The following is a 15,733-nucleotide window of genomic DNA, read 5'->3' as shown; positions in this document are numbered from 1 at the left end:
GGGGGGCGCCTCCTGGTGGGCGCCCAGGGCCTTAACCCCACGGGGGTGGACCCCACCGGCCTGACCTCCCAGCGGCCGAGCCGGAGCACACCTCCGGCTCGGCCGCTGGGAGGTCAGGCAGCAACCGGCAACTGGGCCCCGGTCTGGCACTCCTGGAATGTGCCGGCAGTGGGGTGCCAGCCGGGCCGCTAGCCGGGCGCGCCTGATCCGGAGGGCGAGCGGATGACCGGCGCACTGCTCGAGAATCATGGACACGGCCCCCGGCTCCGCGGCCATCCTGGCCTCGCCGACGATCCGGCCCAGCAGCTGACGCGACTCGCCGTCCGACAACTCGTCCAGATCGAGGGAGCGAATGCCTTCCACCGCGGCCAGCCGGCCGCGACCGGTGATCAGCACACCGCAGCCGGAGGTGCCCGGAAGCAGCGGCCGGACCTGCTCCTCGGCGGTCGCGTTGTCGACGACGAGGAGGAGCCTGCGGTCCGCCACCCGGCTGCGGTAGAACCGGGCCAGACCTGGCTGTCCGGCATGACAGCGTTGCCAACCCTCAGCGTCTGGAGCAGGTCGCGCAGCACCTGCGCGGGTTTGGCCGCGGCCCCGCCCTGCGTCAGATCGATGTGGATCTGACCGTCCGGATACTGTCCGCGCAGCCGGTGTGCCACGTACAGCGCCAGCGCCGTCTTGCCAATCCCCGGCATGCCTTGGATCACGCACGCCGGCGGGGCTCCCTCGGACAGACCAGGGGCGGTCATCCAATCGCACAGCGCCTCGACTTCGGCCGCACGCCCCGTGAAGTCCACCGGTGGCGGGGGCAGTTCAGCCGGCCGGACGGACGGGGGCACCGAGGGGACGGCAGGCTCCGTGACGCGGGTGCCGGGTTGCGCCATCGATGTGCCGCCCGCAGCGGTACGAGCCGGTTGGGGCGCGCCCGGGTCCTCATCGCACCGCCGGGCTGCGGCAAGACGGAACTGCTCGCCCGACGCGCGGTTCACCTGCTCGGTGGGCTACAGCCCCACCAGCGCATCCTCGCGCTGACGTTCTCCAATCGCGCGAAGCAGAACCTGCGAGAGCGCCTTCTGCGCACTTTGGGAGCGCAGCGCTTTTCGCGCCACGTCCGAGTTACCAACTTCCACGGGCATGCTGCTGACATCATCCGCGCCCACGGCCGGACTCTCGGGCTTGATCCGAACACTCCAATGCCTGGTCGCTCAACCCTCGCCAACGAAATCTCCTTGTTCACCGACGGCCTAGACATCGGCCCTGCCATCAACCGCAGGAAGGCCATCGAAGCGGCCCTGGCCGCCGCAAAGCAGGGCCCATACGATGACCATGAGGTGCGCGAAGCCCTCGCCGCCAGCGGTAACACTTTCGCCCAGCAGATCGAGGCCAAGCGTCTCGCGGAAGGGATCTTCCACTACGAGGATCTGCTCCGGCACGCCCAACGGCTGCTCAGGGTTGAGGAGATCGCCCGCCTGTACCAGCTGCACTACGGTGCGGTTCTCGTCGACGAGTTCCAAGACATGTCACCGCAGCAGCTGGAGATCGCCCTCGGGAGCAGCTCGGCTAGCCGGACCTTCGTCGGCGACCCCCTTCAGGGGATCTTCAGCTGGGCCAGCGCGAGGCCCGCTGAGGTGGAACGGGAGTTGAGGGGTATCTGCGGCGAGCCACGCCGTCTCACTCTCTCCTATCGGTCCTCCCCTGCCGTGCTCGAAGTCGTGAACTATGTCGCAGCCCGGCTCGACGATGTCGCGGCTCTCCGGCCAGTCCGGCCTGATGCCTGGCCCCAGGGCGGGGCCGCAGCCACCGCGGGCTTCAACAGCGGGGCCGAGGAGGCAGGGTGGATTGTGGACCGGGCAACCGAAATCCTGTCTGCCTTTCCCAAGGCGACCATCGGCGTCATCACCCGGTCTGGATGGCGCCGCAAGTACGTGGATGCGGCGTTCTCGGACGCGGTCCACCTCCGGTGCCAGCGCTGGGACCTCGCGATCGAGGACAACATCATGGTTCAGCGGCTGGTGGCCACGGTTGCCCAGCTGCCGCGCCAAGCCGATATGGAGAGGCTGCGAAGCGCGGTGATCGGAGGCATCGACCCGAGCGATGTCGACACGATGGAACAGGCGACAAACGCCCTATCAGAGTTCGAGAGCCTGGCCATCCAGGCGGGTTCTCTCGCCGCGGCGGCAGCCCAACTCCGCATCGTGGAGGAGGGCTCGGCAATCGAGCCAGGCGTCCACTTACTCAACGCCCACACAGGAAAAGGCCAGCAGTTCGACTGGGTGTTCGTGCCCGGCTTCGAGGACTGGCACATCCCAGATGGTCGGGCCGACACCGCCGAGCAACTGGCAGAAGAGCTCCGGGTCGTCCTCGTCATGGTCTCCAGGGCACGCCATGGCATCGTCATCACCCGCGCGCGGTCCCTGATCTCCAAGGCAGGCAACCCCTACGCCACGCGCGAGAGCCAGTGGTGGCCCATGATCGTCGAGGCATGCCCAATGAACACCAACACCCTCGCCCAGCACATCTCCGAACTGATATCCCAAGCCACCCCTCGGGATGAGTCCGTGTCCGCACCGCCACAAGCGTCACCCCGGGCGCTCGGCGAAGTCCCGGCCAACGCCGGGGCAGCAAAGAGCTTGGCACGCGGGGCCGACGGAACCGGGTAACGTAATTGTCATGTTCTTCCAGACGCCGATTTACGAGTGAGAGCGTGACGGGCCCCGCTGACGTCCTTCGACGTCGCCGCCCGTCCCCCACCGATGAATCCGCAGATCACTTCACATCACCACCGGGAGAACCCGTGACCGACAGCAAGAACATCAACAACCCCGTGGGCCAGGGCGGCGGCCAGCGCAAGAGACTTTCCCGCGCCGAACGGCAGAACAACGGTCCGCACCGCAACCTCGACCGCCAGGGTGCCGCCGACCAGAAGGCGGAACTGGTGCGCAAAATGCGCGAGAAGGTACGCACAGCTGAGAGCGCCGGACAGGCGAGCGACGACACCGCACAGAGGTGACGCACCGCCGCCGCCGGGCGGCACCGCACGGGGTAGGGCCCGGACCGCGACGCGCAGTCCGGGCCCTGGTGCCGTATCGGGGCTCTGCTGCCGTACTGGCTGCCGTGCCTAGTGCCGCATCAGGCAACGTTCGCCCTGGGCGGTCTGCGACCATGGCTCCATGGACGAGGAAGTCATTCCCATTCTTCGAGTCGAGGACGCTGCGGCGGCGGTCACCTGGTACGAGCGGCTGGGCTTCGCCAAGCAGTGGGAACACCGCTTCGAACCGGGGTTTCCCGCGTTCGTCGAGGTCGCCCGGGGCGGGGTGCGGTTGTTCTTGTCGGAGCACAAGGGCGATGCCCGCCCCGACACGTTGGTCTACCTCCGCATTCGTGATGTCGAGGCCATCGCTTCCGATTTCGGTGTGCAGGCGAAAGACGCTCCGTGGGCGCGTGAGATTGAGCTGCGCGACCCTGACGGCAACCGGCTACGGATCGGCACGCCGACGGAATGAGACTCGCCAGCAGCGCGCGGCAGGGAAGCTGTGCTGGTGGCTGAGCGAGTACGCGTCCGCGAGATCGATGACGACGAGGGGAAGCGCCTGCTGCGGATCATCCGCAGAGGTAGCGGGTCGGTGGTGACCTGGCGGCGGGCCCAGATGGTGCTGCTGTCCGCGCAGGGCATGCCTGTGGCGAAGATCGCCGAAGTGACGTTCACCAGCGCGGACCGGGTCCGGGACGTGATCCACAATTGCAACGCCGATGGCTTCGGCTCGCTCTACCCGAAGTACAAGGGCGGCCGACCCAAGACCTTCACCCTCCCAGAACGCCGCGAGATCAAGAAGATCGCCAAGTCCAGGCCGGCCGAGCACGGCCTGCCGTTTTCGACCTGGAGCCTGGCCAAGCTGGCCGACTTCCTGGTTGCCGAGGGGGTGGTCGACGACATCAGCCATGAGGGCCTTCGGGTCCTGCTCCGCGAGGAGGGCGTGTCCTTTCAACGCGTAAAGACCTGGAAGACCTCCCGCGACCCGGACTATGCCGCCAAGAAGGCCCGCGTCGAGCACCTCTACGCGATCGCCGACGGCGAGGTCATACCCGAGGAAGGCGAGCCCGAAGTCGTCTTATGCCTGGACGAGTTCGGCCCGCTCGACCTCCAGCCCCATCCTGGGCGGCAGTGGGCCGATCGCAGCGGACGGCACAAGGACCCCGGCAGGAAGCCGAGGCCTCGCCGACGGGCGACCTACACCCGCCCGCATGGGGTCCGGCACCTGTTCGCCGCCTACGACCTGTCCAAGGACAAGCTCTACGGCCACATCAAACCAAGGAAGAACCGGACGAGGTTCCTGGAGTTCTGCCGCTACCTGCGCAGCCTCTACCCGCCCGAGATCCGCATCGCGATCGTGCTCGACAACTTCTCCCCGCACCTGACCACGAAGAAGGACACCCGAGTCGGCGAGTGGGCCGCAGTCAACAACGTCGAATTCGCCTTCACCCCGACCAACAGCTCCTGGCTGAACCGCATCGAGGCGCGGTTCACTGCACTGCGCTACTTCGCTCTGGACGGCACCGACCATGCCAGTCACAAGGAGCAGGGAAGCATGATCCGCCGCTACATCATCTGGAGGAACAAGCACGCCGCAGACGAACGCCTCCACGAGGTCGTGAACAGGGCGAACGTTGCCTGATGCGGCACTAGTAGTGCCGATCACTCTGCCAGAGGCAGCAGCCAGCGTCCCATGGTTCAGCTATGGGACCTCCTCGACGTGCTCTTGCCGATCGGCCCCGAAGCCCGCGCGTGCTGCAGGAACGGAACTTCCCTAGGCGTTGGAAGATGTCAAAACGAACCAGGCTCGGCGGACTTCCACTACGGCGAGATGAAGATGCGCCGGCACGGCACCGAAGCACCTCTGGGCAAGCAACTGCTCCTGAGCGGGCACTGGACAGTGTCCGGATAGGAGCTGCGGGTCGTTCGTGCCCTCACCTCCCGCAGGAGGACTCCGGCCCACCGTCACCGCAGGAAATGCCAACTGACTCCCCATCAGGACGAGCGTCAAATGAGCGTCAAGATACCGCCCGTAACGCCCGCGCCGCACATAATGCGCACCCATAAACTCGCAGGTCAGGAGCCCTTCGCGGCCGGTTCAAGGATGGCCACGCACTCCACGTGATGCGTCATCGGGAACAGGTGGACGACGCGGAAAGAAGTTTCCTCTGTGCCCGAGGTGGAGCGAACCTCAGTAACCTGCGGACCGACGGGCGACCGTGCGCACCACTCAGTTGGTACGGCCGGACTTCCCCTCTGCACTGCCACCGAAGCGGCTTACTAACCGAAGAAGCTCAACCGGACGTTACGGTCAGTGTTGTCCCTGTTCGTGTCGACCAACCTCCGTTAAGACAACCGTCAAGGTACTCGATCGCCCCTTCCACGTGATGCGTCATCGAAAGATGTCGCGCAGAGCGGGAGCGAACATAGTTGCAGGTCAGCGCAGGTATACGGCCGCGCCGTAGCAGCGAGGTCTTCCAACAGCACATCGGCCACCAGCTCCTCGACCATGGCGATGCCGTGCTCCGCCATTACTTCAGCCAGCTCGGGATCCCACGGCGCTTCGGTAATGCGCCCGGGGTGAGGGCCGCGCGCGTTGCAGGCGACCGCGGCTCGGTAGTCCCCTGCCGTCATACGCCAGGGATGCGCCCCCGCCTTGTCCAAGACGTATGCAGCGATGCGGATGCCCTCGCCATCGAAGTCACCGTGGTAACGAAGAGCGGCACCCCGGTCGACGAGTAGGCGCAGGAGCTGGATCGCGGCGCTGTTGGGCCAGCCGGACGTGCAGACGAGCGGCGGACAGTCGGGGCCGAAGCGGCGAAGGGCGAGGGCCAAGATGCTGGGGTTCTCCACCACGTGGACGACGTGTGGGGCAAGGGCGGCGGGCAAGGTGAGCTCACCCGGGTTCCGAACGTGGGCGAGGGGCAGGCTGGCTGCCTGACCTGCCTCGGTGCACAGGCGGGCCACACGGGCAAGCAGGCCGTCGCCGACGAGGCGCAGTCCGCCGACGACGACGGTGGCGGACAGCTCGTCATCTGCGACGCCCGCTTGGGTCCACAGGGCGCGCCGTTCCGCTGCGGACTGCGGTGGAGCAGCGTCGTACAGGGTCGCCAGGGCGCGCAGGACGAGCGTTGAGAGAGGTGTGCCGTCGTCGAGAGCGTGCGCGTGGCCGTTCAGAACCCGGGCGGCGAAGACGGGCAAGGGTTCGGCCTGACCGGGGAGTTCGGCGAGCACCCTGAGCGCATCGGTGAGCAGCGTACGGGTACGTTCCGCCGAGCCGCCGACCAGGCCAGCGGCCCGACAGGAAGCGGCCCAATCGGCGAACACCGGCTGCGCCCGTAGCGTGTCATGACCGGCCAGCCAGGCCCACAGCCCTGAGCGTTCGTCGTCCTGGCGGCGCCGCTCGCCGGCTCTGTCGCCGAGCGGTCCGACGAGTGCGGTGACAACCTCTGGGACGGTACGGCCGGAGAGTTCGGTGACGGCTTCCTCCAAGCGGGCCAGAGCAACGGAGGGGCGGGGGTCTGGCAGGCGGTCGAGGCCGAGGAGATCGGCGAGGGCCTCCCGCTGGGGCTCGTCCAGCGGCCCGAGGCGTACACGCGCGACGGGGCGGCCAGAGGAGAGACGGTCGTGGACCGTCTGCCAGAGGGGGCGGAGTTCGGGGCGGCGCAGGGTGGCTTCGCCTGGTGCCGGTTCTGTGGCGGTCGTGGCATCCGCGGCCGTCATTCCGCCTCCATGCCGGTGCCGTTCCAGACGAAGCGCGCGCTGGTGACGGCTTCGTCGTTGCCATCGGTGAGGAGTTGGTGGACGGCGATACCGGGCAGCTCGCGGTAGGTGCCCCACTCGTGGTCGGAGGTGATCATGAGGTCCAGGTCGAGTGCGGCGAGCAGGGCGAAGACTTGTCCTCGGTTGACGGTGTCGACGCCGACGAAGACCTCGTCGAGCAGGATCAGACGGGGCCCCAGGGGCACGTCCTCGTAGTGGGCGGCGACGGCGGCGAACAGCGGCAGGTGCAGGGCGATGGCCTTCTCCCCTCCCGAGAGAGCACCGTGCAGGCGCTTGGTCAGCGGCTGCCAGCCGTTTCCGTCCGCCCGGTCGAGACGGACGGTGAAGCTGTGCCAGGCGGTGTAGTCGAGCACCTCACCGAGGTGCTCCTCCCAGCTCGCGGCCGTGTCGCTGTTCTTGGCCTCCTCGATGCGGCCGCGGAAGAAGGCGTGCAGGGCCTCCCGGTCGGACTCGGTGACCCGGCCGGGGTCCTTCAGGAGCAGCTGGCGGGCGGTGCGGGTGCTGTCGGGGAGGTCTGGGCGGACGTCCCAGACGAGCTGGACCGCGACGTTGGAGGCGGTACGGACCCGCTCCAAGTGCCCGTTCATGTGCGCGACGAGTTCGCCGGCCCGGCGGATTCGGGCGGCGAGGTGACGACGGATGTCACCGGTAAGGATCTGGTCGAAGAGACGCCGCTCTGCGGTGCTGATGTCGCCACGGCTGCGGTCGCGTTCCTGGGTGAGCGTGGTGAGCAGGCCGGTCGCTCCGACGCGTACGCCATCCAGGGTGGCGGTGAAGAGCTGGACGTCATCGTCGGGCTCCAGAGCCAGGTCGGCACGGACACCAAGGTGTCCACGGGCCTCGTGGACGGCTTCGGAGAGGCGGGTCGCGGCGTCGCCGAGGTTCCGTAGCGCGTGCGGGAGCCCGGGCCACTGGGCCGCGGTGGCGCGGGCGGCTTCCAGAGTGGCCTTGGTGCCGTCCCCGAAGTCGAGTTCCGGTGCGATTCCGGCGTCCTCGGCCAGGCCGACGAGGCACAGGTGCCGGAACCGGTGCGCCGCGCCGTCCCGGGCCGCGACGGCCTTCTCCCGTCGCTCGGCGTCCTGGCTACTCGTGGCTTTCAGTTCTCCGATGTGCCCTTCCAGGTCCACGAGGAGACGGTTCGCCCGCCGGGCGTCGTCCCGGCAGCAGTCCCGTTCGGCGCGCGCCTCCGCGACGCGAGCGACGATCTGTCGGTAGTCCTCTCCGACGGTCGCCTCCACCGCTTGCAGGCGCGCCGTCATCCCGACAGCCTTCGCCTCGGCGACGGCCGCGTCCCCGGCACTCTCGTCCGCGATGCGGCGGGACCGGTCTGCCTGCGCGGCCGTCTGCCGAGCCCGCTCGGCGGCGGTAGCCGCTGTAAGACGGGCATCGACCCAGCTGTCGGCGAGGTCGCGGAACCTCTCGATGTCGCCCGAGAGGCTCCGCAACCGGTCGCGGTCAGTGGGCAGTCCGTGTTCTGCCGCCCGGCGGCTCAGCATGCGCAGCGCGTCCGCCACCTCTGTCTCGCGCCGGGCGAGGTGCATGGTCGCGTCGCGTACGACCTCGTCCCTGGCGGCCACCACCTCCTCGGCCCGGTCCCAGTCCCGTCGGCGCGCGTCGAGTTCTCGGCTGTCGGGCCGGGCGGCCTGGTCAGCATCCAGCCGGGCGGCTCGGGCGTCGAGCTCGTGCAGCTGGTCGTCGAGGGCAGCGAGGGCGGCGTCCGTCTCCTCGATACGCCCGGTCAGTTCGGCGATCCTGCGTTGCCGGGTCCGCTGCCGGGCGAGAGCACCGATGAAGGCGGGTTCCGGCTTGCTCCAGGTCCCGGTGGCCGGCCCCAGGCGCCAGGCTCCTCCGGCGGAAACGGCAGCCTGGTGGCCGCTGGGAAGGGTGGTGCCGTAAGCAACGCCGACAAGGATTCGGGTCACGGTGTCGGCCGGTACGGGGATGTTCGCCTCTGGCCGCAGCACGTCGAGCAGGCTGGGCCCCGGGGCGGCTGCGGCCAGGGCGGCCTCGACACGGGTGTCGTGACCCGGCAGTGTGATCCCTTCCGAAGGGCTGACCCACGCATCAAGGAGACCCGAGGCCTCCAGTGCGGCTTCTACCGCTGCCTGGACGGCGACCGGAACGCCTTCGTGGAAGGCCACCAGCCGCCACAATGGTGCTCCCGCCGCCGTTGTGCGGACGGTGGTGCGAGTGAGCGGAGCCGGCGGCGGAAGGTCGCTCTCGCCGCTGAGCCGACGCACCTCCTCGTCAAGCCTGTCCCGCTCCTCCCCCAGACCTCGGTGTGCGGCTCGTACACCGACTCGCGCCGTGGTGATCTCCTGGTCCAGCGGTCGCGCGGCGGCATCGACCAACGCGCGCACATCTGCTTCGACCGCCGCCTTGGCCGCCAGTTCGCCGGGATCGGCGATGCTCAGCTCCGTGCAGTCCGCAGCCCAGGCCAGCAGCCGTTCCGCCTGCCCGGCGACGGCGTCGTCCCAGGCTCCCGCGGTCTCGTCCCTGTGAACGATCGCCTCCCCGAGCCTGGTGCGTGCCTCGTCCAGCAGGCCCTCAGCAGTGCCCCGGTCGCGCACCGCGCGGTCGTGCTCCTCGATCGCCTCGGTGATGTGGGTGACCTGCTCGCGTCGGGCGGTGACCGCGCCCCGGAGCAGTAGGCGGGCCCGGCGGGCTGCGTCCTCTCCCGGCGTACGAGCGATGGCACCGAAATTCTCGGGTCGTCGGCCGCCTGTCCCGTTCCCCAGGCCGTCGCTGAGAGGCGCCGCCGGGTTCACGTCGAGAATCGCCTCCACTTCGTGGTGGACGGATTCCATGCCCGAGGCCCGGGCCGACCGGTGTGCTTCGTCCGCGGCTTCACGCGCGTGCTCGTCGAAGGTGCGGGCGTGCCCCGCTGTCTCGTCGGCGAGCTTCCGGTCCTCCTCCGCTCCGGTCCTGGCGGACCGAGCGGTCATATGCCGCTCCTTGGCGGCTGCGACCAGGTCTGCGGTGTCGCGGCGGAGTCGGTCGAGCTCCTCCCCCTTCTGGTACGCGTCGCTCTCACGCAGTCCCTCGACGGTCTCGTCCAGGACGTGTGCCCGCAGCTCCTGTTCGTCGCGCAGGATCTGGGTCGACTCGCGTTCCGCGAGCGCCTCGTCGAGTTCCTCATCGCTCTGGCGGGCGGCGCGGGTGAGGTCGTCCATGTCGGTCGTCGCGGAGATCAGTCCGGCCGCACCGGCGCGCAGTACCCGGCGGGCGTAGGCGCGCTGCCGGGATGCGACGGTCTCGGCCGCTGCTACTTCGGCGTCGAGCCGGTCGAGGTGGTCGCGTTGCCGGTCCAGACGCTCGAAGCCCTCGGCGAGCTCGGTGATCTCTCCCTCACCGAGCGGGGGCAGGGCGCGGGACAGCAGGGTGGACAGCAGGGAAGGGTCGAGTCGTTCGGACAGCTTGGGCTGGCGCAGCTGGAGCAGCGCGGAGAGCAGCGATTCGTACCGCTGCTCCGCCATGCCTGCGAAGAGCGCGCGCCGGACAGCGGTGCGGTAGTCGGTGGCTGAGGGGTACACCTCGCCCTGGTCGCGAAGAGCTTCGGCGAGAGCGGCCTTGGTCAGGGGCTGCCCCGCCTCGTTGACGAGTGGTACGCCGTCGGGGTGGGCGATCCGGGAGCCGGTGGTGAAGTACTCAGCGTGTGCCGTACTGGTGTGCACGCTCGCATGCAGGCGAGCACCGCAGCCGAACCACTGTTCGGCGCCGTCGTCACCGACGCGGCGGAACTCCATCCACACGTACCCCACGCGCGTCTTGCCGGAGGCTCCCGCACCCAGCATGTTCCAGTGCATGGTTCGTTCGGAACCGCCGAACGTGGACAGGCGGTTGGGACGGAGGCTGGCGTCGAAGAGGAAGGGAAGCAGCAGTTCCAGGGCTTTGGACTTGCCGGAGCCGTTCTGACCACGCAGCAGCAGACGCCCCTGGTGGAAGGTGAAGCTCTCGTCGTAGTAGCGCCAGACGTTGAGGATGCCCGCGCGGTGGGGCTGCCAGCGGCTGCGGGCGGCGTCCGGCTCTCGAGCGGGCGGCAGCTCGGTGCCCTCCTCGGGTCGCCGCTGGAGGGGAAGCTCTGTCACGTTCACTGCGTGTCTCCTTCCGCGGCGACGCCGCTGGAAGCGGTAGTGCCTTCCGGGTCGCTCTTCGGGCCCGGGCTCGTGGTCTCCGTCAGGCGGTAGCGGTATGCGGCCGGTCGTGCGACGACGCGGCCCCAAGCTCTGTCGGCCAGGCCGACGTCGAGCAGGACGCGTACGGCGTCATCGGCCAGCCGTGCCGGACCATCCTCGGACTGGTACGCCTTGGCCCAGCCCGGGTAGCGACGCAGCTGATCGGCCCCGGCCTCGGCCAGTTGCTCGGACAGCAACCCTGCGGGAGTTGCGCAGAGTGGTTCGAGGAGAAGCAATGCGGCAACACGGGCGGTGGAAGTGTCGTCGGGGAAGCGGACGTCGGTGGCGATACCGTCCGGATCGACGAGGAGGAAGCCCTCGGCCCGTTCTTCCAAGAGGAAGCCGGCTTGTTCGACCGAGCGGCGCAGGATCTGGCGGCCGGTCAGGGAGGTGACGTACGCGAGCTCGTCCTCGGCAAGGTCGGCCCGGTACAGCACGGGGTCGTCGAAGAGGCGGCGGAGCACCGAGTGGCGCAGTTTCAGGTTGCGTTGGGCGTCCGTGGTGGCGCTCTCGCCGGGCGACTCGTCGGCCGTCCCGTCGACGGCCGTGCCGCCGTAGCGGCGCTCCCGCACCAGGCCGGTGAGGAGGTCCTCGAACCGTGCGGGCACCTGGTCCGGGGGCACTGCGAGCCGGGAGGCGCCGACGGGCGCGGTCGGCAGCCGCATCAGCAGCGTGTTGTCCACCCGGTAGAGCACCTTCGCCTCCGCGGAGTCGGCGTACGCCTCGGTCGACCCGTCCACGGCGCGCAGCACGTCGTACGACTCCAGCAGCTTCAGGACGTCGACGAAAGCCATCCGCTCCGGCCGGTGCACCGGGTCGAATGCCGGGAGTGCTCGGTCGGCCGCCGTTGCCTGGACGACGCGGTCGGCGAGCATGCCGATGGTCGTCATCGGCATCGAGAGCAGCTCGGCCGCTGTGACGCAGAGCAGGACGTAGCGCCGACGGTCGAAGGGGGCCCGACCGGACCGTGCTCTGCGCGCCGGGCGGGAGCCGTCGGGATTCGCGCGGATCTTGGTGAGGCGGGCATACCCGCGACGGGGCTCCACGACCAGGCTCCATCCGCATGTGTAGTCGAACCAACGGGCCAGCGGGTCACGACGACGACGTACCAGTTCGAAACCGGTCGGGTCGGCGGCCTCGGTGAGCAGTGGACGGGCCAGGAGGAGGCGGATGGCACGGGCGACCTCCTCCCGTTCCGCGGAAGCCAGTTGGTTGGCGAGCGTGCTCATCCGGCCGTCTCCTGTCCCATGGCGGCGCGGACCGCCGGAAAAGCGGTCGCTCCGCCCGCGGTCATGATGTGGACGACGTAGTCCGGGCCCGCCAGAGTCCCCTTCGCGGTGTGCAATACGGCAGTACGCGCGTCGGGGGGCGGCGACAGCACGACCTCCACCCTGCCGTCCCCGGTCGTGGCCCGGCGCAGACCGCCCGCGTCCGACGGGGCGGCCAGGGCCCGGCCCAACAGGTCCAGCAGGTGGTCGAAGACCGCCGGGTCCAGGGCGCCGAAGGAGGAGAGCCGCACAGGTCCGTCCGTCTCCAGCGCCTGCCAGGCGCGCGCGAGTTCCACCCGCTCCGCACGAGCCCGCTCGGCACGCTCGGCCCTCACGGCCGCCACGTCCCTCACCTTGCCGGTGCGCGTGAAGCGCTCCGTCCGTCCACTGGTCCGCAGCAGCGCCGACACCTCCACCGGCGGCGCCTCGGACCAGGAACGGGACGAGGAGATCAGCTCCGGGTCGGAGTGGGCGAGGTGGGCGTGGCGCGCCGATCCAAGACCGAAGGCCGTCGACCACAGCCGGTGCAGGTCGTCCTCCTCGGGAGCCGCCGCGAACCAGCGCGCCAGCTCCCGGAAGTCCTGTACCGCGCTGGAGGAGCGGCGCCGGGACTCGTTGATCCGCTCCAGTACCTGCAGGAGGGAGACGATGGCGCGCCGGGCGATGTCGTGCAGCTGCTCGATCCGGGGGCGCGTCCCGTCGTCCGGCAGGAACCAGGCCCGCAGGCCCGACCAGCGCGCCCGCCGGCTCTCCAGCCAGCCGGCCCCCGGGTCCTCCCCCGGCACCGGTGGTAGCTCTGCCCCCCGCAGGGCCCGCTGGCGCAGCACCGCGATGCCCTGCTCCTCCACGCGGGCCACGGCTGCAGCGACCGTCTCGCCGCGCCGGTCGAGATTGACCAGGAACTCTTGGAGGTACGCGACAGTGGCGGCCTTGACCTCACGGAACACGTCCAGGTCCACGCCCTCGGCGCGCAGGAGCCGCTGCAGCTGACCGTTGAAGGCCTTGGTGTTCTCCACCAGGGCCTCCAGATGGCCCTCCAGCTCCCGAACGGTGCTGAAGATCCGGCGGTCGGCCGCGGCGGGTTCACCGGACAGCACGGTCAGCTCGTCGAGCCGATCGGCGATCGCCTCGAGCACTGCGGTCTGCAGCGCCCCCGTCGAGGCCAGCACCTCCAGGGCGTGTCGCAGCCCTGCCAGCGCGGCCTCGCCCCGGCGGGTCAGCGAGTAGTGCAGGTTGCGCCGCTCATACTCCTCGGCCGTGCGGTAGTTCTCGGCGTGGTTGTGGACCACATCGAGGAGTTCCCACCCCACCAGCCGTTTCAGCGTGTCATGCAGTTCCTCGTCCTCGAGGTCCGCGATCCAGCCCACCGCACGCAGCCGCTCGCGTACGCCGTCGAGCGCGAGCGTGGTCTCCAGGTGTTCGCCTGCCACGCCGAAGGCCTCGAGGACGGCCCCGTTCAGATCGGACTTCTCCCCCGTGGTGAACCGGAACATCTCCGGCGGGACCCTGCGCATGCTTGTACGCCCCCTTCCACTGCCGCCACCCCTGCGGCACTTCAGTCCCTACCGTAGGGGGCAGCTCCGAATCCCGGTCTCGTGTCGTTGTCGTCACTGTGAAGGCTGTCATGGCAGTCATGGCCGGGGGCTACTCCGTGCTCTCGAACGGGCAGACAAGGCTCTGCGCGCCCCGGATGCCGGAGACCAGCACGTTGCCGCTCGGCCGGTAGGGCAGGTGCTTCAGCGGCTCCAGGATGATCTGTACGGTGACCGGCGCCGTTCCCGCCTCCAGGCCGGAGACGACCACGAGGAAGAAGGCGTCGCTCTCGATCGCCCGCTGGAACTCCGCGGGAGTGAGTTGGATCGTGTCCGGCTTGGCATCGCTGTACGTCTTGAGTTCGTAGAACCGGGCCAGCTCGTCCACCGCGTCCGCGCCCGGGCCGTGCTGGGCCCTCAGGTCGCGCAGCTCGGTCTCGTCCAGCGCCAGAGCCGTACGCACGAGGTCCAGCGCCGCCTTCTCCTACTCAACGGTCGTGTAGGGACGTGCGGAGGTGCGCTGTTGAGGGGCGGCCGAGCCGGACCGGAGCTGTGGCAGGCCCGAAGTACCCTTCTTCGGGACGGTGCCGGTCGCGGGCCCGGCCTCGGACTGTGGTGCCGTGAGGTTCCCTTGAGGCCCTCGGGCCCACCGCCCCGGTGGGCCATCAACGTATCGGCATTCACACAGGTCAAAGCGCCGGTGACGCTGGTTACCAAGCGTTGCAGCATTGTTGGCCGGTGTTAAGACTTTGCCGGAGCCCTGGTGCGCGGGGTGGCGGCCGGGCAGGCTAATTTGTTCGGATGAGTCTCCTTGATGATGTGGCCGAGCGCGACGGCTGGCGGTGCTGGGTGTGTGACGAAGCAGTCGACCCCGACGAGTCGGTGAACGACCCACGGGGGCCCAGCGTCGACAGCCGGACTGCCGACCGGAAGGCCAAGGTCGCCGAGCGGCTCGCGCACCGCGGATGCAACACCCGCAAGGGCGCGGTCAAGGTGGTCATCGCCTGGCCGGACCGCCTGTACGTGGTCGAACCCGCGCCGCTGATCACCGTTGCCGGGAGGCTGGAGCGCAAGGGGGGCCGCGAGATGGTGGGCCGTTGTCCGACCAGGCGGGACGCCCAGGAGGCGGCGGATTGGCTGGTGGACCGGTTCTCCCGACTGGTACCGGGACTGCCGGTGACCGCCGACATCGAGGCGGGCGGCGGCCAGTTCCTCGTCATCCTGGCCACCGGCCGCCGCTGACCAGGGATCACCAGCGCACACTCGCGTCGAGCCGAACCGTCGGCCCACACCGACCTGCCCTGGCACGAGTTGACCCACATTGCTCGCCTGTGCCCAGCTATGGGTCGATGTCGCCGATTGCCGCAGCCATGACTGAGGCCGAACCGGAAACAGCGCGTGCTCCCCAAGGCCCTCGCCCTGTACGACAAGGGCGTCGGCATCGCCCGTATCGCCGGCCAACTTCCCGTCGGGGCGTTTGTGCAGCCAGCCGCAGTCAGCCACTTTCCTCAGCTTCCCGCGCAGCGGCTGATCCCCCTCACCGCGCTGCCTCACCCTGACTGGAGCCGCAAGAGCGTCGGGCCGGGTGCCCTCTGGGAAGTTCTGGGACTTCCGGCCGCGTCAACGAGCACGAGCGCGAAACAGCCGAAAGGCCATCTGCGCAGGTCAGCGGCGCGAATCCGTTCAGCGTCCCAGGTCACAGGGCCGCCCGGTCCCTTCCGCGACATCTACCCCCGAAGCCAGGAGCGCTGCGTTCAGCGTCACCTGCCTTCGAGGCTTCGGAATTTCCTCCGGGCAGCGATACGCAAGGATCTGAACTCGTTGTAGAGTCGGTCGGCGGCCGATTCCGCCTTCATGGCGTTGTAGCGCCGAGCGGTGTTGTTCCGAAGGGCTCCAGCGGACGCGTTGTCGATCAGCTCGCCCCATTCCCAGTCCACCGTGAAC

10 protein-coding genes and 1 pseudogene are annotated in these 15,733 nt (G+C 69.3%); 5 read left to right on the top strand and 6 right to left on the bottom strand.

What is annotated here, in order from left to right; genetic code table 11:
- A pseudogene (locus tag ACFVT1_RS26960) lies at positions 1 to 486 on the bottom strand (hypothetical protein); the annotation flags it as partial.
- 428 nt (positions 487 to 914) lie between these two features.
- Between ACFVT1_RS26960 and ACFVT1_RS26955 the strand changes: the two are divergent.
- The 4 genes from ACFVT1_RS26955 (at position 915) to ACFVT1_RS26940 (ending at position 4,673) form a co-directional block, all read left to right on the top strand.
- A complete protein-coding gene (locus tag ACFVT1_RS26955; protein ID WP_389799989.1) occupies positions 915 to 2,660 on the top strand; it encodes a UvrD-helicase domain-containing protein in 1,746 nt (581 codons plus the stop codon).
- Between the two features lie 134 nt (positions 2,661 to 2,794).
- Positions 2,795 to 3,010, top strand: coding sequence for a DUF6243 family protein (locus tag ACFVT1_RS26950; protein ID WP_266489963.1), 216 nt, complete (start codon positions 2,795 to 2,797; stop codon positions 3,008 to 3,010).
- A 160-nt stretch (positions 3,011 to 3,170) separates the two neighbouring features.
- Entirely contained in the window at positions 3,171 to 3,503 is a 333-nt protein-coding gene (locus ACFVT1_RS26945; protein ID WP_389799987.1) for a glyoxalase superfamily protein, read from the top strand.
- A 36-nt stretch (positions 3,504 to 3,539) separates the two neighbouring features.
- The gene (locus tag ACFVT1_RS26940) at positions 3,540 to 4,673 is read left to right on the top strand and encodes an IS630 family transposase (protein WP_389799985.1); all 1,134 of its coding nucleotides are present in this window, start codon (positions 3,540 to 3,542) and stop codon (positions 4,671 to 4,673) included.
- A gap of 716 nt (positions 4,674 to 5,389) precedes the next feature.
- On the opposite strand, the gene ACFVT1_RS26935 is transcribed toward ACFVT1_RS26940, so the two are convergent.
- The 5 genes from ACFVT1_RS26935 to ACFVT1_RS26915 form a co-directional block, all read right to left on the bottom strand.
- Positions 5,390 to 6,754 (bottom strand): TIGR02679 family protein, encoded by a 1,365-nt coding sequence (locus ACFVT1_RS26935; protein WP_389799984.1) that lies wholly within the window; start codon positions 6,752 to 6,754, stop codon positions 5,390 to 5,392.
- On the bottom strand, positions 6,751 to 10,908 hold the full coding sequence (locus ACFVT1_RS26930) for a TIGR02680 family protein (RefSeq protein WP_389799983.1): 4,158 nt from the start codon (positions 10,906 to 10,908) through the stop codon (positions 6,751 to 6,753). Before ACFVT1_RS26930 ends, ACFVT1_RS26935 begins: the two co-directional genes overlap by 4 nt.
- A complete protein-coding gene (locus tag ACFVT1_RS26925) occupies positions 10,905 to 12,218 on the bottom strand; it encodes a TIGR02678 family protein (protein WP_329452314.1) in 1,314 nt (437 codons plus the stop codon). Before ACFVT1_RS26925 ends, ACFVT1_RS26930 begins: the two co-directional genes overlap by 4 nt.
- A complete protein-coding gene (locus tag ACFVT1_RS26920) occupies positions 12,215 to 13,771 on the bottom strand; it encodes a TIGR02677 family protein (RefSeq protein ID WP_389799981.1) in 1,557 nt (518 codons plus the stop codon). The genes ACFVT1_RS26925 and ACFVT1_RS26920 overlap by 4 nt, the downstream gene beginning before the upstream one ends.
- 130 nt (positions 13,772 to 13,901) lie before the next feature.
- Positions 13,902 to 14,252, bottom strand: a complete 351-nt coding sequence (locus ACFVT1_RS26915; protein WP_389799979.1) for a hypothetical protein — start codon at positions 14,250 to 14,252, stop codon at positions 13,902 to 13,904.
- A gap of 338 nt (positions 14,253 to 14,590) precedes the next feature.
- On the opposite strand from ACFVT1_RS26915, the gene ACFVT1_RS26910 reads away from it, so the two are divergent.
- A complete protein-coding gene (locus ACFVT1_RS26910) occupies positions 14,591 to 15,031 on the top strand; it encodes a hypothetical protein (protein WP_033283580.1) in 441 nt (146 codons plus the stop codon).
- The last annotated feature ends 702 nt before the right edge of the window (positions 15,032 to 15,733 follow it).

Source organism: Streptomyces sp. NPDC057963, from assembly GCF_042887155.1.
Lineage (GTDB): Bacteria > Actinomycetota > Actinomycetes > Streptomycetales > Streptomycetaceae > Streptomyces.
Note: the sequence above shows the minus strand (reverse complement) of the source record. Positions and strands in the feature narration are given on the sequence as shown.

Excerpts from the sequence above, each read along its gene's own strand:
- ACFVT1_RS26935 (WP_389799984.1), bottom strand. The coding sequence starts at position 6,754 with ATGACGGCCGCGGATGCCACGACCGCCACAGAACCGGCACCAGGCGAA.
- ACFVT1_RS26945 (WP_389799987.1), top strand. The coding sequence starts at position 3,171 with ATGGACGAGGAAGTCATTCCCATTCTTCGAGTCGAGGACGCTGCGGCG.
- ACFVT1_RS26920 (WP_389799981.1), bottom strand. The coding sequence starts at position 13,771 with ATGCGCAGGGTCCCGCCGGAGATGTTCCGGTTCACCACGGGGGAGAAG.
- ACFVT1_RS26925 (WP_329452314.1), bottom strand. The coding sequence starts at position 12,218 with ATGAGCACGCTCGCCAACCAACTGGCTTCCGCGGAACGGGAGGAGGTC.
- ACFVT1_RS26910 (WP_033283580.1), top strand. The coding sequence starts at position 14,591 with ATGAGTCTCCTTGATGATGTGGCCGAGCGCGACGGCTGGCGGTGCTGG.